Genomic DNA, 23,294 nt, shown 5'->3' on the forward strand with positions numbered 1-23,294 from the left:
ACTATTTTTGTGGATAGGCATTGTCAAAATGCCTATCCCTTAACCTTGTTTTACTTGGTATTGGGGTATTTTCGTGATTAAACGAGTTCAGCCGCTATATAATCATAAGATCAAGCTCATTTTCTCAAGCTTAGCAACCGCTATGGCTTTGGTAAATCATGCTTATGCTGTGATGCCTGCTGCTGGGCAAAATATCACCAATACTGCGTATGCCAGTTTTGTACAAAAGGACGGTTTGATTGGTCAGGCCGTTTCCAATACTGTTCAAGTGACGATTAATCCCCAATATGTCATTAGTCTGACTTCACCAGCTCGTCAGGAAATCAATGCGGGTGCAAAAGTTATTTGGTTAAACACTTTAACTAATCACAGTAATACACAAGCCGATATTTCAATTGATAAAAATTCGGTTCCAGAATTATCCAATATAAAAATTTATGTCGACAGTAATCAAAATGGTGAGTTTGATCGTTCAGACTTATTGGTGACAGGGCATTTGAGTTTAGAAAGCGGTCAAAAAGTTGACCTATGGGTCATCGCTGATTCATCGAGCTCTTTGAATGATAGTCAACAAGTTGATTTACCACTGCGTGCATATGTCATTCAGGATCCAACAGCTATTGCAGATGCTGTTAACGGCTTAATTAGTTTTTTACCTCAGTTAACGGCAACCAAGGCTGTCGATAAAAGTAGTTTCGAACCCAAAGCGGGTCAGTCTTACGATTTAACTTATACCTTAAACGTAAAAAATACCTCTACGCGCAACTCGGGTACTAAGCCGATTGAGGTCGATGGGCAAACCATTAATGCTGTGGTGCTATTGGACGAGTTACCAGCCAACACCACGTTTAAATCAGCAAAAGCAAATAACTCAAAAGCTTTAGTGCTATATCCATTAGGGCAAGATAAATTTACCCAGCAGATCCCGAATGATAAATCACTCATCAATACTTTAGTGGTGGCTTATCCGCAAGCGTTAGCAGCCAATGCGACTGAAACGGTTGAACTGGTTGTGACGATGAACCCTAATATTAGTCGTACATCGATTTCCAACATCTTTAGTGTTGAGCATGGCCTAGTCTCAAATATTAAAAAGACTCTGTCGAATGAAGTGGTCACCACGGTGGGTGGACGCTCTTCCATCACTAATAACAGCAAAGATTATTCTAATATTTTAGCGACTGGCAGTTTAACTAAGCCGTTGTATATTGCTGCAAATAGTGCCATGTGTAATGCCACGCGCAGCAGTGTAGACAAAGTTAAAATCAAAGTTCAATCGACGAAAACTGGTGATGTTGAATATGTACAGGGTGTTGAAACAGGCATCAACACAGGCATATTCCGTTTTTCATTACCTACGCAGGAGTCTGCGACAGCACAGCAGAATGATCAAACTCTACAAACGGTTAAGCGCGATCAAGTGGTTGTTAGCTTAACGGATTGCTTGGATGAAAATGGTAACTCCACAACCAGTATCAGTGATGTAGATACCAATGTACTCATTGATCCATATGGTGTGGTTTTTGATGCCAAAACCAATCAACCTGTTGCGGGTGCAACCGTTACTTTATTGGATGCCAATGGTAAACCTGCTGAAAATGTTGCTTATAAACTAGATGAAACCACAGGGGACAAAGTTGCTATTCCTGCAAAGCAGGTAACCAATAGTGATGGTGAGTTTATTTACCCTTATGTTGAAAATGGTACTTATAGCTTATATATCGACACGTCGACGATTGAGGGTGGAACCCGCTATAAATTTACCAGTGACAAAACCATTTATAATAATTTTGATCAGCGTGTGGTCGATGCTTCATGGTCTTATGGCGGAAACTTCACTTTAAAAACAGGTGATGCTGCACTCAATATTGATATCCCAATCGACCCAGTTGATATTGTGACGCCAATTAATGACAAATTGGTCATTAAAAAAGAAGTAGTGGGCGATAAAACAGCTGAGATTGGTGACTTTAAAGATTATATGGTGACGGTTGCCAATATGGGTGACTCAACTCTGTATGACGTCAATATGAAAGATACTTTGCCACGTGGTTTTGTGTATGTATCAGGCACTACGCGTGTTAATGGTCAAAAGAGTAACGACCCACAGGGTGGCAAAGGTCCTTATTTAACTTTAGGTTTAGGGACACTGACACCGAAACAAGAAGCGAAAGTTCAATACCGTGTGTATGTCGGGCCAAATGCTTTAAGTGGCGATGGGATTAACCGTGTTTACGCGCAGGACAATAAAAATACGACTTCAAATGAAGCGCAAGCGGCAGTCAAAGTGACACCGGGAGTATTTAGTCCAGATGGTTTTGTGGTAGGAAAAGTCTTTACCGACTGTAACCGCAATGGGGTGCAAGATGCGGGCGAGCTTGGTGTTCCAGGTGTTCGTATTTATATGGAAGATGGTAACTTTGTGGTCACTGACCGTGAAGGGAAATATAACTTCTATGGCATTAAACCAATTACGCATGTCCTGAAAGTCGACAATACCACTTTACCGAATAATGCCGAATTGGTACTGATTAGTAACCGTCAAGCGGGTGATCCAGCCAGCCGATTTGTGGACCTAAAACGTGGTGAATTGCACCGTGCCGATTTCGCGATTGCAGATACCGCAGGCGAATGTAGTCAGGCATTGGCAACACAAATTGAAGTCCGTCGTAGCAAAATTGATGCACAACTTGATGCACTTGAGCAAACCTTACGCCAAGATTTAAACGTAGATGCACAGAGCAGTTATGTGACTGATGTTCAAGGTCAGCCTGCAAGTGGTTGTATTAGTGCTTCAGGGGCTTCGGCAAACTGTAATATTGAATATAAAAAAGAACAGATTAAAGACGTTAAAACGGTTCAAGTTGAACCCGTTAAAACACCAACGATTTTAGATTTAGAGCAAGAACTACAACGTTCTGAGTCGAACCAACTTGCAATTTTGAACTTAAATGAACAGCAAGTACTACCTTCACAACAAGCAACCATTCAGGTGAAAGGTGCTTTAGGAACCGACATCCGTTTATTTGTGAATGATGAGCAAATTTCTGAAAAACGTATTGGTAAAAAAGCAGCTTATCAGGAGCATGGTGTTGCTGGTTTAGACTTTATTGGTGTGCCGCTACTTGCAGGCAAAAACACAGTTGCAGTTCGCCAGTATGACAGCTTTGGCAATTTACGTGACCAACAGCAAGTGACAGTAATCGCACCAGATGCAATGAGTCAACTGGCTGCACAGCCTGTAGAACAAGTGGTTTATGCCAATGGCAAAGACGTTTATCAAGTTGTTGTTAAGGTGCTTGACCGCAATGGCACGGCTGTTGCAACACGTACCCCAATTACGATAGAAACATCGGTGGGAACGGTTCAACTCAAAGATTTAGATCCAGATAAACCGGGTATTCAAGTTTTTGCTGAAGGTGGCTCACTGGTGATCCCAGTCCTTGCGCCATTAGAAGCAGGTTCAGGTGTGCTGCGTATTCGTAGTGGTATTTATGAGCAGACTGTTCCAGTTCGCTTTTTAGCAGAATTACGCCCAATGTTGGTTGCGGGGATTATCGAAGGTTCATTTGCAATGAACAAATTCGACCCAAAAAATTTATCACAGAGTTCGACTCAAGATGGCTTTGAAGAAGAACTGAATGATTTATCCAGTTCAGGCGATGGTGAAACTGCGATTCGTGGTCGTGCAGCCTTGTTCCTGAAAGGCAAGGTACGTGGGGATTATTTACTGACTTTAGCTTACGACTCAAGCAAAGAAAATAATCAGCGTCTATTCCGTGATATTCGCCCAGATGAATATTACCCCGTGTATGGTGATGCATCGGCAAAAGGGTTTGATGCGCAGTCCACCAGTAAACTGTATGTCCGTGTGGATAAGGGACGTTCTTATGCCATGTATGGGGACTATGTTACACGTACTGAAAATGACGAAGGGCTTTCACTGGGGCAATACAGCCGTTCATTGACAGGTCTGAAGTCAACTGTTGAAGGGGATCGTTACCAAGTTTCGGGCTTCGCAGCACGAACCAATGCAACGCAAATCGTGAATGAATTACGTGCAATGGGGGTTTCTGGCCCATATTCTTTAGGTATTGATACCGACGATATTTTAGAAAATAGTGAAAAGGTGGAAGTGATTGTTCGTGATCGTAACAATCCAGGTTTGATTATTGCGCAGCGTACTTTAAATCGCTTCAGCGACTACCAAGTAGATACCTATACCAACAGTATTTACCTGACCTCACCGTTGAGCAGTATTGATGAAAACCTGAATCCTGTTTATCTACGGATTACGGTAGAGTCGGATCAAGGGGGGCAGGAATATACCGTTGCTGGCGTGAATGGCCATTATAAACTCAATGACAAAGTGACGGTGGGTGGCTCTTATATTCAAAATGATGATCCTATGGATCAAGAGAAAATTGCCAGTGTCAATACCGTCATTCATTGGAATGATAAGACCAAACTGATTGCGGAATATGCATATTCTGACCACGATGCCCTAAACCTTGACCAATTGACAGATGTGAATGCGTCAAATAGTACAGACACATCTGGTGATGGCACAGCGGCACGCGTTGAATTGGAATACAAAAATGACAAGGTCGATTTACGTGCTTACCATCAACAAGCAGATGAAGGTTTCCGTAATGCGGCGTCTTCAATCAGTTCAGGGCGCAAAGAAAGTGCAGTCAAACTCAATGCACGTTTAGATCAGTTTGGTATTTTACGTGTTGAAGCGGTAAGAACTGAAGATAGCGTGAATGAAGGTGTTCGCCATGGCGTGAGCGCTTCGATTGAGAAAGCGATTAACCGTATTGTAAGTTTAGAGCTGGGTGCACGTTATTATAATGAGTCAGCCAATGCAGCCAGTGCTTCAACCCAAAGTGTTGAAACGCCATATGACGGCACCACTGTGCGCGCCAAATTAAAAACAGCACTCCCTTTTGATGGTTCAAGTGCTTTCCTAGAATATGAGCAAGACATCGCGGATAGTGACCGCCGTGTATTTGCTGTGGGCGGTGATGCACAAGTTTATAAAAATATTCATGCCTATGCGCGCCATGAGTTCATTTCAAGTATAGGCGGATTATACGAACTCAATGACACGCAAAAACGTAATACCACCGTTTTTGGTTTAGACAGTGAATATATGCGTGATGGCTCTGTGTTTAGTGAATATCGTGTACGTGATGGTATGAGCGCACGTGAAGCTGAAGCCGCGATGGGTGTGCGTAATCGTTGGCAGCTTAAAGAAGGTCTATTCTTTAATACCAGTTTTGAAAAAGTAAAAGTCTTTGAAGGTGAAAATAAAGATTCACTAGAGTCCACTGCGGCGACTTTGGGCTTTGAACACCTTTCCAATCCACGCTGGAAAAATGTGGCACGTATAGAAGGGCGCTGGTCTAATCAAAGTGATAGCTATTTAAATACTTTAGGTACAGCATACAAGTATTCAGACGAAGTGACTTTATTGGCTAAAAATGTTTTGAATATTACCGACAATAAGTCTGCAGATTCTGGCGATCGCGTGATTGACCGTGTTCAGGTCGGTGCTGCATATCGTGATTTGGCAACCAATCGTTTTGACTCATTGAGCAAAATTGAATATCGCTACGAGAAAAATGAAACAACGCTGAATGATCCATATGAGCGCAATGTTTATATCATGTCTCATCATATGAATTATCATCCAACACGTTCGGTGCATGTATCTGGGCAATATGCGGTTAAATATTTGGATGAAACTTATGATCTACTGCAAACCAGTGGTATGACTCAAATGCTCAACAGCCGGTTTATGTATGACATTAATGAGCGTTGGGATGCAGGTGTGAATGCTGGCGTGATGTGGAACAGTGTTTCGGATGGAACCAAGTTGATGGCAGGGGTTGAAGTGGGTTATCTACTAGCGTCGAACCTTTGGGTTTCAGGTGGATATAACTTTGTGGGCTATCAAGATAAAGATCTGATCGATAGTGATACAACGATGGATGGTGCATATTTCCGTTTCCGCTTCAAATTTGACGAAAACCTATTTAACAAAAATAAGCCTTCAGTCAATAAAGCCTTGGAGCCTAAATAATGTTGAAACACTATGCTAAACATGTATTGTGGCTTCTGGCTTTGGGTACGGTGGTGGCGCATGCTGCAGAGGTCCCTGTCAGCTCAAATTATCCAGTTTCGCAGCAGCAGGTGCATGAGCAATTGCACACTGCAATTGAGCAAGCGATGGACGTACGAGACAAGTACCAGTTAGAAAAAGCACGAACATGGCTGAGTTATGCTGACCATGAATATAGTGAAAAAGCGAAGCGTCAAAATATTGATCTGATCTATCAGCAGGTCTTAGACATTGTATATGCAGATCAGCGTGCAACGTTAAGTATAGAAACACCAATGCTACCATTTTCCCAACTGATGCGCCGTGATTTATGGACGCGTGCCACAACCATAAAAACACAGACTGGATTTCAGTGTGCTTATAAAGAACTTGCACAAGCTGAAGTGAATTTGGTTTGGGCGGCTGCTGAGTACCGTGAATTAGGTTGGCATCATTCGCGTGAGATTTTTGCTTCTGCAGAACGGTTGATGGATCAAGCCACATATTTATCTGAAAACTGTGGCACACTTTAACTTAAAGCAGTTCGCTTTTTAGAAAAATTGCAGTAACTGCAATCAGTACACACATGAAAAAAGGAGCCTTTCAGCTCCTTTTATTTTTAAATTTTTTCAATGCGACAATAATAAAAACCATCGCCACGCCCTACTTGTGGGAGTAGTTGGCGACCATGAATCTGCTCAACACCCCAATCGGCATCAATTTTAATTTCTTTCGCATCCGTATGCTCAGCAAAGAAGTCGACCATTTGCTGTTCATTTTCGGCTTTCAAAATCGAGCAGGTGATGTATAGCAATGTGCCGCCGACTTTGAGTTGTTGCCACATATTTTCAAGAATTTGCTTTTGGAGTTGTACTGTTTTAGCAATATCGCCTGACTGACGCAGTAAACGAATATCGGGATGGCGACGGATTACTCCAATGGCAGAACAGGGTGCATCGAGAACGATACAATCCGCCAGTTCAGGCGATGTCCATTTCACTGCATCGGCAGTGATAATGTCGACATACTTTTCATTTAAAGCCAAACGCTCTAAGTTTTCAGAGACACGTTTTAAGCGTTTTTCATCTTGGTCGAGTGCAATCAGTTTTTTCGGCTGATACATCTCTAAAATATGCGCTGTCTTGCCGCCAGGTGCTGCACAAGCATCAATTACAAATTTGCCATTCAAGTCGGGTAACAAAGTTGCACAGAGTTGGGCATGTTCATCTTGGACTGAAAAGCCACCTACTTCAAAACCCGGCAGGCTTGGGATATGAAGACTGTCATCCAGCACAATGCCAACATTTGAAAGTTCACAGGCATGGGCTTCAATGCCTTCATCTTCTAAAATTTCAAGATATTCGTCACGGCTGACTTGTAAGGTGTTTACGCGCAAGGTTAAGGGTGCAACTTGTTTCAGCTCATAGCTAATTTCAGCCAGTTGCTCGCCCCAGTCTTTTTTCAAACGTTTGGATAACCAACTTGGCAGATTCGAGGCTTGTTCCAAAACATCGTAGAATTGTTCTGTTTCACGTGTTGCACGGCGTAAAATGGCATTCACCACACCACTTAAGCTTTCCATCCCCAATTGTTTGGCTGCTTCTACCGTTTCAGAAATCGCGGCATGCGCTGCAACGCGGGTACATAGCAATTGGTATAAACCTACATATAAACAGGTTTCAACGACTTGGTTTTCCAGTGGCTTAGTCAACAACGGTAAAGTCACTTGTTTAAGTGCATGCCATTGACGTAAGCAGCCAAGAACTAATTCATGGTACAAGGCACGGTCTTTGTCAGACACAATCGCCATGTGTTGCTGAAGCACCGATGCCAGTGATTGACCATTTTGGACAGCCAATAACGTTTTAACAACCTGAGCACGTAAGTTTAGAGTCTTACCTGAGGCGTGGGGAGATTGTTTCATTATAAAATTTGTCCAATATTCAGTTTTTGGGTTTGTAAAATTTGTACGGCATTTAGGGGTTTACCACCCGGCCATTGCAGAGAGCTTAAACACACCGCGTGTTCATCGCCACAAGCCACATGAACACCGTGTTTATCAATGGCTAAAATGGTGCCTGCAGCTTGAGCTTGGGCATTTTCTTGAGACAACATCGAACCCCAAACGCGCAGATTATTGCTTTCATCCAGTGCGATAAATGCGACAGGCCATGGGTTAAATGCACGAATATTACGGTCGATTTGTACCGCTGTTGAAGTCCAATCAATTTTCGCTTCAGCCTTAGAGAGTTTGTGTGCATAGACTGTCAAAGCTTCATCTTGCACTTCGCGGTTGTCTAAATAGTGCTGCAATGTGCTTTCAGAGGCTAAAACTTTGACCGTCGCCTCGGCCCCTTGTTGTGCCAATTTGTCATGCAAGCTTGCGGAGGTATCTGTGGCTTCAATGGGGCAGTAGGTTTTATACATCATATCGCCCGTATCCAAACCTGCGGCCATTTTCATAATGGTGACCCCAGTTTCGGTATCTCCAGTAGAAATTGCGCGTTGAATAGGCGCTGCACCCCGCCAGCGCGGCAACAGTGAACCGTGAATGTTCAAACAGCCATATTTAGGCGTATCCAAAACCACTTGCGGCAAAATCAGGCCATAAGCAGCCACCACCATGACATCTGCATTTAAGGCCTTGAGTTCAGCTTGAGCAGCCAGACCTTCTTCGGTTGAAGACTTAAAATGCAGTGGTTGATAGACAGGAATATCATGCGCTAAAGCCAACTGCTTCACGGCTGAAGCGGTAAGTTTCTGCCCACGACCTGCTTTACGGTCAGGTTGCGTATAGACGGCTACAATTTCATGTTCTGTTTTTAGGAGAGCGTCTAATGCCACAGCCGCAAATTCGGGCGTGCCTGCAAAGATGATTTTCAAGAAATACTCGGAAAAAAGGAGAAGATTAAAACAATTATAGCAAAACTCGAGCAGCTACAGATTTATCCTGCATAAAAAGCCGATAGAGTAGTTCTAACTAGATGATGTGCGAGAGTTTTATTCAAAAAATAGCGCAAGGATCCTTGCTGGCACATCGCTCAAAATCTGTATTTCATATAAATAAAACTCATGCAAAATTTAAAAATTATTCATAGAAGTTTTGTATTGCAAGGCGATTGAACGCGTTATAGTAGTTTCCATATGCAATTGAATGTCAGCTCATCGGTTAAAATGTAGCGCGCAAACTTACTGCCTTCGGTAATTTAGGTCGAGATGCCTAAAAACGAGATTTACGCAGAATGCGAATATGCTATGTTTAAATTTTTGACAGTTTGACACTCTCAGAACTCAGATTTTAGCCAGAGTGAATGTGGACATTCATCTCAAGCACAACTATGTTGGAAAAGTACAATGCCTGACTATCGTTCAAAAACATCAACACACGGAAGAAACATGGCGGGTGCGCGTGGCTTATGGCGCGCAACGGGGATGAAAGACGAAGACTTTGGTAAGCCGATTATTGCGGTAGTCAACTCATTCACTCAATTTGTACCGGGTCACGTTCATTTAAAAGACTTAGGTCAACTTGTAGCACGCCAAATTGAGGCGGCAGGTGGCGTAGCTAAAGAATTTAATACCATTGCCGTTGATGATGGGATCGCGATGGGCCACGATGGCATGCTGTATTCATTGCCTTCACGTGACTTGATTGCGGACTCGGTGGAATACATGGTCAATGCACACTGTGCTGATGCGATGGTGTGTATTTCGAACTGTGACAAAATTACCCCGGGCATGTTGATGGCATCTATGCGCCTGAATATTCCTGTGGTGTTCGTTTCTGGTGGGCCGATGGAAGCGGGTAAAGTAAAAATCCGTGGAAATGAACACGCGATTGACCTTGTTGATGCCATGATTGTCGCAGCAGATGATAGTTTCACCGATGAAGAAGTGGCGGAATACGAACGTTCAGCTTGTCCAACGTGTGGTTCATGTTCAGGTATGTTTACTGCAAACTCAATGAACTGTTTAACCGAAGCTTTGGGCCTATCCCTTCCGGGCAATGGTTCAACCTTAGCGACCCATGCGAATCGTAAAAAATTATTCGAACGCGCTGGTCATTTGATCGTTGAAATTACCAAACGTCATTACGAACAAAACGATTACAGCTTGTTGCCACGTTCAATTGCCACTAAAGCAGCCTTTGAAAATGCCATGACGCTTGATATTTCAATGGGCGGTTCAACCAATACCGTTTTGCACTTGTTGGCAGCGGCGCATGAAGCTGAAGTTGACTTTACGATGACCGATATTGACCGTTTGTCACGTAAAGTGCCTGTGCTGTGTAAAGTTGCACCTGCAAAACAAGATGTGCACATGGAAGATGTACACCGTGCAGGTGGCATCATGTCGATCTTGGGTGAATTAGACCGTGCAGGGTTGTTGGATACGTCTGTACCCACTGTGCATGAAAAAACCTTAAAAGACGCTTTAGATAAATGGGACATCATCCGTACTGAAGACGAAGAAGTGTATCAATTCTTCCGTTCAGCACCGGGCGGTGTACCGACGCAAACCGCATTTTCACAAGACCGTTACTACTCTCGTTTAGATGGTGACCGTGACAATGGCGTCATTCGTAATGCTGCGCATGCCTTCTCTCAAGATGGTGGTTTGGCTGTCCTGTACGGTAACATTGCACTTGAAGGCTGTATTGTGAAAACAGCTGGTGTGGATGACTCCATCTTGAAATTCAACGGCACGGCACGTGTGTTTGAAAGCCAAGATACTGCAGTAGAAGCGATTCTAGGTGGCAAAATCACTGCTGGCGATGTGGTGGTGATTCGTTACGAAGGTCCGCGTGGTGGTCCGGGTATGCAAGAAATGTTGTATCCAACCAGTTACTTAAAATCGAAAGGCCTTGGTAAAGACTGTGCTTTACTCACCGATGGTCGTTTCTCGGGCGGTTCATCAGGTCTATCGATTGGTCACGTGTCTCCTGAAGCGGCTGAAGGCGGTGCAATTGGTTTGGTGGAAGATGGCGACCGTATCGAAATCGATATTCCAAACCGTAGTATTCACTTAGCGGTGGATGAAGCAACCATGGCTGCGCGCCGTGAAGCACAAGAAGCCAAAGGCTGGCAACCTGCTGAACAGCGTCCACGTAAAGTGTCTAAAGCCTTAAAGGCTTATGCAATGCATACCACCAGTGCGTCTAAAGGCGCAGTACGTGAAATTTAATCGGTAGGTTTTACGGATAAGAAAGAGCACTCCTTTGGGGGTGCTTTTTTATGGATTAATGAAAATAGCACAGTCACATTTTACAGTACGGTTTGTACTGTTATTGCGTAGACGAGGTTTTACTTTTGACGGCACAAAAGTAACAAAATGCCTTTGTTCCCCTGATATGGCATCCCTGCCATACAGTGAAACAGCGACATCCATGTCGCTTCATTATTTGACCTGATTTGGGTAGAACCACAATAAATGGGTTCATGTAATTCCTAGTGAGTCGCTTTCATGTCTAGCCTGCTTTCTATACAATAAAAACAGAAAAAATTGCCAAGACTGTAGAGCAATACGCAGCCATCGCTAAGGACAAATACAATGAGTAAAGACAATATCCGCGAACATTCAGCTCCTGTTTATGAAGGCATTGAAAATGCGCCTGCACGTTCCATGATGCGCGCCACAGGCTTTAAAGATTCAGACTTTACTCGTCCCTTTGTCGGTATTGCGTCTACTTGGGCCAATGTCACGCCGTGTAATATGCATATTAATGAACTGGCACGCGAGGCCGAAAAAGGGGTCAATCAAGCTGGCGGTAAAGGCATTATTTTTAATACCATCACCATTTCAGATGGTATTTCTAACGGCACCGAAGGCATGAAGTATTCATTGCTGAGCCGTGAAATTATTGCAGATTCGATAGAAGCCGTGGTGGGATGCCAAGCTTATGATGGCGTGATCGCGATCGGTGGTTGTGACAAAAATATGCCGGGTTGCATCATGGGCTTAGCGCGTTTAAACCGTCCGGGTTTGTTTGTCTATGGCGGAACTATTAAGCCGGGCGCAGGGCATACCGACATGATTTCTGTCTTTGAAGCCGTGGGTCAGCACGCCAAAGGTGAAATCAGTGCCATTCAAGTCAAACAGATTGAAGAAGTGGCGCTGCCAGGGCCGGGTTCATGTGGCGGTATGTACACTGCAAACTCGATGGCTTCTGCGATTGAAGCTTTGGGCATGAGTTTGCCGGGCTCCTCTGCACAAGAAGCGGTTTCGGATGACAAGCGGATCGACTGTCAAAAAGCAGGTGAAGCGGTGATGAATTTACTGCGCTTAGACCTGAAACCACGCGACATTATGACCAAAGCTGCATTTGAAAACTCAATTAAAGTGCTGATTGCCTTGGGTGGTTCGACCAATGGTGTGCTGCACTTACTGGCGATGGCACATACCGCTGGGGTTGAACTGAGTTTGGATGATTTTGTCCGTATCGGGCAAGATATTCCCGTGGTGGCCGATGTGCGTCCATCTGGCAAATATTTGATGTCTGAGTTGATCGCGATTGGGGGTATTCAACCGCTGATGAAGCGCATGTTGGATGCTGGCATGCTCGATGGTTCATGTTTAACGGTCACTGGAAAGACCTTGGCGGAAAATTTGGCTGAGGTTGAAGACTATCCAGAAGGTCAGCAGATTATTTTACCATTCGACGCGCCAATTAAAAAAGACTCTCACTTGGTGGTGCTTAAAGGTAACCTGTCTCCAACAGGTGCGGTGGCTAAAATTACTGGCAAAGAAGGCCTGTACTTTGAAGGACCAGCACGTGTCTTTGAAGGTGAAATTGGTGCAATGCGTGGTATTTTAGATGGCGAAGTTCAAGCGGGTGAAGTGGTGGTGATTCGTGGTGAAGGGCCTAAAGGTGGACCGGGCATGCCAGAAATGCTGAAACCGACCTCTGCGATTATTGGTAAAGGTCTCGGTAAATCTGTGGCGCTGATCACCGATGGTCGTTTCTCAGGAGGTAGTCACGGTTTTGTCATTGGTCATGTCACCCCAGAAGCCTATGAAGGGGGGCCAATTGGTTTAGTGCAAAATGGCGATAAAATATCGATTAATGCAGAAACCCGCGAAATGACGTGGCATGTTTCGGCAGAAGAGATCACAGCGCGTCAAGCTGCGTGGGTGAAACCGCAGCCGAATTATCGTTATGGGGCTTTGGCCAAGTTTGCAAAACTGACCACTGGTGCGGAAAAAGGCGCGGTAACTGATCTAAATTTAGATGTCTAATTGATCATTTTGCTGTGAATTGATATAAACCCTTGTAGTACTTTCAAGGGTTTAATTTAGAGGCTTTGCTCATGTCACTGTTGCGTCGATGGTTCGATCCGATTCGATCGCGTTGGTTTTACCAAAAACCGATTCGTCAAACGGTCGTATCTACTGAACAAGGCTTGAGTATTCATTTACGCCTCGACGATGTATATAGCTATTTAGCGGTTCAGCAGTTACCACAAATTGAAGAAATTTTAGCGGACGAACTGAAACCATTGAAGGTGGTCATTTCCAGTCAGGCTGCTGAACCCCCGAATCAAATGTCGGCTTTGGAGTGGCAAACTTATTGTTTAAATGATGCCAAAATTCTGTCGCGCCAGCACCGTTTTAGCTTTCATGAAACGCCAGAACAACCCAGTCCTGAGGCGTTGAGCCAAGCGGAAACTATCTTGCGGCATACGCCGCTGCGTGGACAGGACTTTTTGTATTTGCTGGAAGATGTGTTTCACATGCTGTGGCAAAAACAAGAAGGTAAGCTGCGCACCTTATATGCGATGGCCAGCCGTCACCATCAAGAGCAACATTTTCTAGAACGTATTTTTAATGATGATGCGGTACTGGCCAGTTACTTCCAGCTCGGTGACCGTCAGTATCATGCCGTCGATGATCTGCTGCGTTTAACGCGCCGTTTAAAACAACAAAAATTATTTACCGATAACCCAATTTTCTTGATCAATCATATTGATTGGCGTGAGCATTTGATTAGTGATGCTGAAGAGTTAAATGAAATTCAGGCGCTCGATCCAGAGTTAGACCTATACGTTGCGCTGGAAGATCCAATTTCATGGTTGTTATTGGCTTATATTAAAGAAGAACTGGCCGATTATTATAATATTCAGCTCAATGTCTATCCGCTCAGCTATCACGGTCGAGACGGGTTTGATTGGAGTTTGGCAACGCGTTTATCCAAACGGACAGAAATCAAATTCACACCGTTTTGCCGTCCGACGCAAGCAGCCACTTTGGCGATGGCACAGTTATTTTATAGCGTGCCTGAAGAGCAACGCGTTGATGCCATGTATCGGATTTTGAAAGCCGTTTGGACCCAAGGCAAAGATTTATCCTTTAAATCGCATTTTGATCAACTGATGCAAGAATTGGAAATCACAGCATTGATCACCGAAGATGTGGAAGCCAAGCTTCAAGAAAATGACATGCTCTGTGAAATGAAGTCCCAGCCTGATTTCCCCGTGATTGAACTGCGTGTGGATGGGCAGAGCTATGTCTTTAATAGTCTGTATCGCGTCTGGATGATTGAAAGTATTTTCAGTAATGTGCTGGAAGATCAATATAAAACCGACCCTGTGGATGAAAGCGAAGGCTGAGTTTTGTATACCTCTTATTGATCAAAACAGTCCAATGACACATGAAACCTAAAGCCGATGGTGTTTTTAGGCTGAGTCATTGAAGTGCTTATTAATAATGTTAATGAGGTTTAACAATTAAATTCATTGTTAAATTTTATTAATAAATAGGCTTCCAAATGAAAATGATTATAATTGGCATTCTTTCTGTCTGTTGATCGATGTTATGCGTTTTCATATTTCTTCTTTGAGTTTATCCATTCTGGCCGTGATGACTACAGCAGCGTTTGCTCAGGGAGAGACACAAGAAACAGCATCATCCCAAGTTTTACCGACTTTGCAATTTGAAGCCCAAGATGCAGATGAAAAAGCGGCATATGCAGCAAAAACTGCATCAGCTGTTTTGCGTTCAGATGTACCGCTGTTTGAAACTGCGCAATCGATCAGCGTGATTAGTGAAAAACAACTCGAACAGAAACAAGCGAAAACACTGTCTGAAGCCTTGCAGGGTGTAGCGGGGGTCACCGCAGGACAGTATGGTCGTCGTGGTTGGGATGATTTTATTATTCGTGGGCAAATTTCGAGTTCGCAAACGTATATTGATGGTTTACGCATACAAGCATCGGATAATGTTTTAAGAGCAGAAGATATCTCAGGTCTTGAGTCAATTGAAGTGGTGAAAGGTCCTACATCTGTAGGTTTTGGTTTAGCTTTACCGGGCGGTTTAGTTAACTTAACCACAAAGCGGCCACAAGCAGAAACTGCTTATAAAGGCACATTAAGCTACGGTAGTTATGGTTTAAAAGAAGGCACTTTCGATCTTAACTATGCACCAAATAATACTGATAAAGGTGCGTTTCGTGTTGTTGGGAGAGTGTCTGATCAGGATGATCCAACAGATCATGTTTATTTTAAAAATTATTATATTGCGCCGTCTTATAATTTTGATTTAGGCGACAAAGATGATTTGTCTGTCATCGCCAGTTACCAGCGCCGTGAATATGTCCGTCAACAGGGTATTCCATATAGTGGTGGAAATTATAAGAAATATTCACATAGTCTGTTTTTTGGCGATCCTGACTATGGTTATGACGTCGATGTTTATCGTTTAGGTTCGAACTATGCACATTATTTTGATAATGCTTGGACTTTTAAACAAAACTTTGCTGTGACTAAAACCGAGACATTGGGTGATTCGATTTTAGCATCTGGTCGAAGTACATTACCTACAATTAAACGAGCAATCAACAATCAAGATAAACAAGATATTAATTATACTTTGGATAATAATTTACAGCGAAACTTCAATTTCGAGCATATAAACTATGATGTAATGGTTGGTTTAGATATGATGCGTGAGCGTAGTGATTATTATCGTCGTACCGATACGATCAATAATGACTTTGATGCAGATAATCCAAGCTATGGAAATATAAGTATCAAAAAAGTAGGTGTGCCAACGGAAGAAATCACCTATAGCCAATATGCAGGTTTGTATTTAAGAAACACCATTAAAATTGATGATGACTGGATTATTGGGCTCTCTGGACGCCATGACTGGACTCAAGTTGAAATTGACAATATCCTAACAAATACAACAACTAAAAACTCAGATAATGCTTTTACGGGTAGTGCATCGGTGATGTACCGTATCAATGATATGTTTGCACCATATATCAGTTATGCAACCTCTTTTATGCCGGTGACTGATTCTGGTGAAAATGGTTCGTTGCTTGATCCAGAAGAAGGGAAACAAGCTGAAGTTGGGGTTAAATTCCAAGGGTTGAATCAAGACTGCAAGGCTATGTGGCTTATTATGATTTAACCCGTCAGAACGTGACTGAGTCGGATTCTACCCTCGGTTATTCTGTGCAAATCGGTGAACAAAAAACCAAAGGTTTTGAGACTGAGTTATCTGCTGCGTTGACGGATCAATGGAACTTGACCGCAACCTATAGTTATATTCCTACTGCGGAAACGACAGAAAGTACCACCAGCAGTGATATCGGCAAACGAATTAACCATGTGCCTAAAAATGCCGCCTCTTTATCAACCCAATACTTCTTTGCAGATGAGCAATTGGGCTGGAATATTGGTGCCAGTGCGAATTATCAAGGCGAGCGTACAGCACAACGTGGGACTGATTATGTGCCACTATCGAGCTATACGCTGTACGACGTCAGTGCCGGTTATGAAGCGAAAAATTGGGGCGCAAAGTTCAGTGTAAAAAACCTGTTTGATAAAGAGTATTTAGTCGGAACCACACCAAATGCGCAATTGGTGAATTGGGGCGATCCACGTACTTTCCGCTTCAGCCTAAATTTCAAATACTAAGCAGAATCGCACTGCATCACATCTGGATTCAATAACAGTTGAGTCCAGTCCATTCTTCCCAGTAAGCCTCAATTTTTGGTTGAGGCTTACTTCTAAAAACAGTGATATGAGTCCAGATTTAAATTTTATAGCATGGCGCTAAGTGTTTAGAGAGAAGCGTCATGCTTGCTTTTGTTATTTTTGTTTTTGCTGTCGCAGGCATGATTAAGGGTACCATTGGTCTGGGTTTGCCCGCTGTGTCGATGGGACTTTTATCTTTGGTAATTAGCCCATTTCAAGCGGCAACTTTGCTGATTATCCCTTCCATGGTCACAAACTTCTGGCAATTGTTTGCAGAAGGGCGTGTACTGCGACTGGTACAACGCTTTTGGCCGTTGCTGGTGGGCATGATCATTGGTTCAGTTTGGAGTGTTTTTCCTACGCTCGGACATGGCGAATTTCAAAGTGAAGCGCTGTTGGGCGGGATGCTGGCCATTTACGGTCTATATGGTTTGTTTGCCAAAAACATGCCCAACTTAGCCCCGTATGAAAAATATTTATCACCGATCATGGGCTATTTGGGCGGTGCTTTGACGGTGGCGACAGGAGTGGTGGTGATTCCCGTGGTGCCGTATTTGCAGTCCTTGCATTTGAAACGGGATGATTTGGTACAATCGCTCGGTCTTGCCTTTACTGTTTCAACCTTGTGTCTGGCCACGTATTTACATCTAAATCCTGTTGAAGACACCCCAATTGACTATCAACTGTCGTTGATCGCTCTGCTGCCTGCATTGCTCGGAATGTGGTTGGGCACTAAAATTCGCTACCGCATCCCTGAGCAAGCCTTTCGTAAGGTGTTTTTTGTGGGCCTAGTTTTATTTGGCAGTTATATGGTTTTACATCAGCTGGGCTGGCTTTAATGAGCAATGAGTTGGTCATGTTGGCTCAAGAGGAATTGACTAAAGCGTTGGTAATCTACTGGGAGCTGATCAAAACACCGTGCTGCTAATAGCAACTTGCGGTTGGCCCATTTGCCTAAGAGTTCAATTTGCTGAAAATCATACTGTGCTTTTAAACGCAGTGCTGCCCGTTTGGGAATAATCGCAATGCCGACGCCATTGGCAACGACTTGGGCGATTGCAGCAAAGTTCGGCACCCGTAGACGATAGTGGATGTCACAGCCTAAGCGTTTGGCTTGCGCTTCTATTGACTGTTGTAAGGAGTGATATGGCATGAGGCCTACAAACGGATGTTGCAATAATTCACCCAGTTCTAGTTGAGCCGCAGTGGCAAGTGGATGCTGGCTTGGGCAGATCAGTACCAAAGGGTCTTCAGCAAACTCTTGAGTTTCAAGCTGTCCCGCATCAAAAAAACCAGAGATCAGTCCTAACTGCGCCGTGCCTGTACTGAGGGCTTGAATGATGTCATTGGTTTCGGCTTCTTTCAATTCAATATGAATCTTCGGATTTTCTATTAAATACTGCGGCAATAAGTGCGGTAAGTACTCACTCTGTGCCGATGAGTTGCACCACAATATAATGTTGCTCGTTGCACTGTGGGCAAAGGGCAACATGGCCTGTTCTAATTGCTGCTGTTGTTGCAGTAAGTGCTGCGCATGTTCCGCAAAGGTTTGTCCAGCAAGGGTCGCTTTCACCCCGGTTACATGGCGGGTAAATAAACTGACTTCAAAATGCTGTTCTAATTTTTTAATCCGTTCACTGGCGGCCTGTAAAGAAATGGCGGAACGTTCTGCACCTTTGGTCAGACTGCCTGTACTCAGGATATTGATAAACAATTGCAGATCAAAAAAATCAAGGCGCATGGCAGGGTCAAAGCGGAAAAGGTTACTTTATCTTAGTCCTTTTTGCGTTTTGAGACATCCCTTTAGCATAGTGGTATGTGAAATCGGAGCAAGAGTATTAGACCAAAAAAAGCAGCCCGAAGGCTGCGATCAACAATGGATAATCAAAATATCAGGCAGATTAATCTTTTTGCCCTAAGCTGAAGAACCAGTTTAAGAACAACGCTGCAAACGTAGCAGTACCAATACCACCCAAGTTAAAGTTGCCAATTTGTAAGGCAAAATCACCTGTACCTAAAATGATGGTGACTGCAGCGACCATCAGGTTTTTGTTCTGTGAAAAATCGACTTTGTTTTCAATCCATATTTTTGCACCTGCGATGGTAATCAAACCAAAGACCACAATCGATGCACCGGTTAAAATCGCGGTCGGAATGGTATGGATGATGGCACCAAACTTTGGTGATAGGCCTAAGAAAATGGCAAACACACCTGCAATGGCAAAAATGATGGTCGAGTAAACTCGTGTGACTGCCATGACTCCAATGTTTTCACCATAGGTGGTCATGCCTGGTGCACCGACACCCCCCGCTAATGTCGTTGCGACACCATCGGCAACAAACGCTTTACCAATGTGCGGATCAAGGTTTTCACCAGTCATCGCACTCACGGCTTTGATGTGACCGAGGTTTTCTGCCACCAAAATTAACGCGATTGGTGCAATAATCATCATGGCATTGGCATTAAATTCAGGCGCATGGAAAGTCGGTAAACCAAACCAAGCGGCTTGTTGAATCGGGGCAAAATTAATCGCTGTGCCATAGCCCATAACATTGGTCACGATGAAATAGACCAAGTAAGACAGTAACAGACCAATTAATAATAAGAGACGTTGCAATAAACCTCGGGTAAAGACTGCAATTGAGCCCATACATAACACGGTAACCAGTGCCATCCACATATTAAAGGAATTGCCCGCAACGCCTTTGACCGTCACTGGGGCAAGGTTGAGACCAATAATCATCACCACAGCACCTGTCACCACAGGCGGCATCAGTTTTTCAATCCACTTAGTGCCCGTTGCCATGACCATAAAACCAAACAAAGTATAGAGCACGCCGCAGGCAATAATACCGCCGCCCGCCATAGCTAAATTTGGATTGAGTGCGCCTGTGCCCGATGCGGTATAGCCCGTTGCTGCAATCACGACCCCAATAAAGGCAAAACTTGAACCTAAATAGCTCGGAACACGTCCACCCGTCATAATAAAGAACAAGATGGTACAAATCCCGGACATTAAAATAGCAAGGTTGGGATCGAAGCCCATCAAGAAAGGTGCAAGAACCGTTGCTCCAAACATGGCAAAGGCATGCTGCACACCTAAAATTGCACTTTGTGAAGCAGGGAGGTATTCACTTGTGCCAACAGGACGTGCATCGATATTGCCTTCGTACGGGCGCCATTTGGGAAACCAATTGGACATTTTTTGAGCACTCTAAAGATAAATTGTGCACATCATACTCTTGTTTTTTAGAAGATTTAATCAGTGATACAAAAAATTGTTCAAACTAATCTTATGACTTTTCAGAACTTTTTACCGCATGGTAAAACTTTATATTTTTAAAAATAATGATAAATCAAGGTTTAATTGGTAAATTTAGCCAATCGCACATTCATAAATATTTATGATTGGATTGATAAAAAAAATTATAAAAGGTTTGACCATGCGTTCAATAAAAAAGCACATCATGCTGATGTGCTTTAAATGGAGCGGGCTTAAAACTTTACCCCGTGTTACGAAGACCCGCTGCAATGCCTGCGATACTTACCATAAGTGCATGATCTACAGGTGTATTTGTTTCCTGACGCTCTTCTAGGTAACGGCGGCGACGTTTCATTAACTCTGCTTGGAGTAAATGCAGGGGCAATAAATACGGTTTGCGCACTCTCATCGACTGATCTAAAACTTCGTTACTGCTGAGGAGTTTAGACTCACCTTTAAGCGCTAACAGGGTTTGCACCGCATACTTTAAGCGCTGACGCAGATGTTCACCGAGCACTTTCAAGTCTTCATCATCGGTCAGATGCGACTCATAATACAGCGCCACATGAGCATCAGATTTCGAAAGCACCATTTCCAACATATCAATCAGGGTTTGGAAATACGGCCATGCCACCAGCATTTCATCTAAGGTAGCCTTATGTCCTTGATCAATCACTTGGTTAATTGCCGCACCAGTACCCAACCAAGCGGGTAGCATCAAACGAATCTGTGTCCACGCAAATACCCAAGGAATAGCACGTAAGGATTCAATGCCGCCAGTGACTTTACGTTTTGCTGGACGTGAGCCAAGCGGTAACATTTGCAGTTCAAGCTCTGGCGTGACGGTACGTAAATATTTGACGAAGTGCGGGTTTTCTCGCACAGTCTGACGATACACCTGTACCGACAAATCGGTCATGCTGTGCATTAACTCGCGCCACTCAGGTTTTGGGACGGGCGGTGGAAGTAAAGTGGCTTCTAAAGTGGCAGCGGTATAAATCTCTAAGTTTTGCAGCGCAATGCCTTCTAAGCCAAACTTGAAGCGAATCATTTCACCTTGTTCAGTGACTCGAATTGCACCTGAAATCGAACCAGGTGGCTGTGAAAACAGGGCTTGTTGCGTTGGCGCACCGCCACGGCTGATGGAACCGCCACGACCATGAAATAGTGTGAGTTGTATGCCATGCGTTTTTGCAATCGCGGTTAATTCTTCTTGCGCACGGTACTGTGCCCAATTGGCTGACATAAAACCTGCATCTTTTGCTGAGTCAGAATAGCCAATCATGACTTCATGCTTGCCCTGAATATGCTGTTTATACCAATGCATATTGAATAGGGTATTCATGGTGGTTGCAGCGCCATCTAAGTCTTTCAATGTTTCAAACAATGGCACCACACGTAGTGGATGTTGGATGCCTGCTTCTTTTTGCAAAAGCAGTACCGCCAGCACATCACTAGGATATTCAGCCATCGAAATAATGTAGGCACCTAAACTTTCTTGAGGCTGCGCTGCCAAAGTACGCATGGTGGCAAACACTTCTTGCACTTCAGGTTGTTCAATTAAACTTTGCGCAGGTTCATTTAAATGCTTGGGCAACAGCGGACGTTTGCTTTGTAGCTCTTGCAATAAGAAGTTTTGACGCGCTTGTTCGGTCCACGTTTCAAAATTACCCAGACCCAAATATTCAGTAATCGCGGAAATCGCTTGGCGATGACGTCCTGACTCTTGGCGAATATCCAGTTTTAGCAGTTCAATCCCGAAACAGTTCACCCGATGGATAAAGTCCAGCAATTTGCCATTGGCAATTTCAGGCAGATTGCTGGCAATCAAAGAGCGATAACACAGCAATAAAGGCTGGAGCAGTTCCTCTTTGGCTTTAATCACCAAGCTGTCATCGGCATCGGCACCGCGCAGTTTTTCTGCGAGCCAATGGCGCGTAGCTTTTAGCCGTTCGCGGGTATCGCGTAAATATTCGCGGTAGGGTTCAGGATGGTCTTGACCCAAGGCTTGACGCAGTTCATCGCTACAGCTTTGAATCGACAGTTCCCAACGCAAGTCTTCAATGTCACGTAAGTAAAGATCAGCCGCTTTCCAACGCGATAGCCACAGGACTTCTTGAGTAATGTTGTGTGTCACATTCGGGTTGCCATCACGGTCACCACCCATCCATGAAGCGAAACGTACAGGTGCCACATGTAAAGGCAGACGTTGCCCACAGTGCTCAATTACCATGTCGTCTAGTTCACGCATGAACTTCGGCACGGCATTCCATAAGGTTTGCTCAATGGTGGTGAAACCCCATTTTGCTTCATCGACTGGGGTTGGACGGTGTTGACGAATTTCATCGGTCTGCCACGCCGAACAGATCAGTTGTTTTAAGTCTTCAAGGACTGTTTGGCGTTCACGAGGGGTCAGTTTTTGCTGATCCATTTTAAATAAGGCATCGTTAATACCATCATATTTTTGGATCAGGGTACGGCGGCTAACTTCAGTGGGGTGAGCGGTCAGAACCAGTTCAATATTTAAATCACAGATTTGCTGGAACAGCGTATCGGTTGAAATGTCGTTATTTTTAAATTTAGCAAAGAGGTGGTCGAGCGGATTTGGAGAAGGTGCGGTCTCATCAAATTCACTTTGACGACGGCTACGGACCACATGGTATTGCTCCGCAATATTGGCAAAGTTCAAAAAGTGGGTAAAGGCACGCGTCAGCGGCAGAATTTCATCATCTTCAAGGCTGAAAAATAGTTGTTCCAGCTGCTTTTCGGCTTCAACTTGACCATCCCGCGCCCCTTTGGATAAGGCCCGAATTTGCTCGACCTGATTAAACAAATCTTGTCCTGCATGCTCCTTGAGGGTTTCACCCAATAGGTTGCCGAGTAATCGGACATCTTCACGTAGTGGAGCATCAATTTGTTGAATCATGATTATTATTCCCTCGTTGT

11 protein-coding genes and 1 pseudogene are annotated in these 23,294 nt (G+C 43.9%); 7 read left to right on the plus strand and 5 right to left on the minus strand.

Features of this window, described 5'->3' with window-relative positions:
• Positions 1-73: 73 nt before the first annotated feature.
• Together JZ787_RS05880 and JZ787_RS05885 are read left to right on the plus strand one after the other, a co-directional pair.
• Positions 74-6,088, plus strand: coding sequence for an SdrD B-like domain-containing protein (locus JZ787_RS05880; protein WP_346311916.1), 6,015 nt, complete (start codon positions 74-76; stop codon positions 6,086-6,088).
• Positions 6,088-6,639 (plus strand): hypothetical protein, encoded by a 552-nt coding sequence (locus tag JZ787_RS05885; RefSeq protein ID WP_346311917.1) that lies wholly within the window; start codon positions 6,088-6,090, stop codon positions 6,637-6,639. The genes JZ787_RS05880 and JZ787_RS05885 overlap by 1 nt, the downstream gene beginning before the upstream one ends.
• Positions 6,640-6,725: 86 nt before the next feature.
• Here JZ787_RS05885 and rsmB read toward each other — a convergent pair whose 3' ends face one another.
• A complete protein-coding gene (gene rsmB, locus JZ787_RS05890; protein WP_004691874.1) occupies positions 6,726-8,030 on the minus strand; it encodes a 16S rRNA (cytosine(967)-C(5))-methyltransferase RsmB in 1,305 nt (434 codons plus the stop codon).
• Entirely contained in the window at positions 8,030-8,989 is a 960-nt protein-coding gene (fmt, locus tag JZ787_RS05895) for a methionyl-tRNA formyltransferase (RefSeq protein ID WP_168158778.1), read from the minus strand. The genes rsmB and fmt overlap by 1 nt, the downstream gene beginning before the upstream one ends.
• Positions 8,990-9,460: 471 nt before the next feature.
• Here fmt and ilvD (JZ787_RS05900) point away from each other — a divergent pair, with 471 nt between their 5' ends.
• From ilvD (JZ787_RS05900) to JZ787_RS05920, 5 genes and pseudogenes are all read left to right on the plus strand, one after another.
• Positions 9,461-11,290, plus strand: a complete 1,830-nt coding sequence (ilvD, locus tag JZ787_RS05900; protein WP_346311918.1) for a dihydroxy-acid dehydratase — start codon at positions 9,461-9,463, stop codon at positions 11,288-11,290.
• 366 nt (positions 11,291-11,656) lie between these two features.
• A complete protein-coding gene (ilvD, locus tag JZ787_RS05905; RefSeq protein WP_346311919.1) occupies positions 11,657-13,342 on the plus strand; it encodes a dihydroxy-acid dehydratase in 1,686 nt (561 codons plus the stop codon).
• A 71-nt stretch (positions 13,343-13,413) separates the two neighbouring features.
• Positions 13,414-14,712: a hypothetical protein gene (locus tag JZ787_RS05910; protein ID WP_346311920.1), complete on the plus strand. Its 1,299-nt coding sequence runs from the start codon at positions 13,414-13,416 to the stop codon at positions 14,710-14,712.
• A 205-nt stretch (positions 14,713-14,917) separates the two neighbouring features.
• A pseudogene (locus tag JZ787_RS05915) lies at positions 14,918-17,025 on the plus strand (TonB-dependent siderophore receptor).
• A 161-nt stretch (positions 17,026-17,186) separates the two neighbouring features.
• Positions 17,187-17,924, plus strand: a complete 738-nt coding sequence (locus tag JZ787_RS05920; protein ID WP_004691863.1) for a sulfite exporter TauE/SafE family protein — start codon at positions 17,187-17,189, stop codon at positions 17,922-17,924.
• Here the strand turns inward: JZ787_RS05920 and JZ787_RS05925 are convergent.
• The 3 genes from JZ787_RS05925 to ppc form a co-directional block, all read right to left on the minus strand.
• Positions 17,921-18,826 (minus strand): LysR family transcriptional regulator, encoded by a 906-nt coding sequence (locus tag JZ787_RS05925; RefSeq protein ID WP_346311921.1) that lies wholly within the window; start codon positions 18,824-18,826, stop codon positions 17,921-17,923. The genes JZ787_RS05920 and JZ787_RS05925 overlap by 4 nt on opposite strands.
• Positions 18,827-18,986: 160 nt before the next feature.
• The gene (locus JZ787_RS05930) at positions 18,987-20,288 is read right to left on the minus strand and encodes a solute carrier family 23 protein (protein ID WP_058951473.1); all 1,302 of its coding nucleotides are present in this window, start codon (positions 20,286-20,288) and stop codon (positions 18,987-18,989) included.
• Between the two features lie 301 nt (positions 20,289-20,589).
• Positions 20,590-23,274, minus strand: a complete 2,685-nt coding sequence (gene ppc, locus JZ787_RS05935; protein ID WP_317455138.1) for a phosphoenolpyruvate carboxylase — start codon at positions 23,272-23,274, stop codon at positions 20,590-20,592.
• Positions 23,275-23,294 lie beyond the last annotated feature (20 nt).

This window comes from Acinetobacter sp. BWR-L5, from assembly GCF_039655985.1.
Lineage (GTDB): Bacteria > Pseudomonadota > Gammaproteobacteria > Pseudomonadales > Moraxellaceae > Acinetobacter > Acinetobacter johnsonii.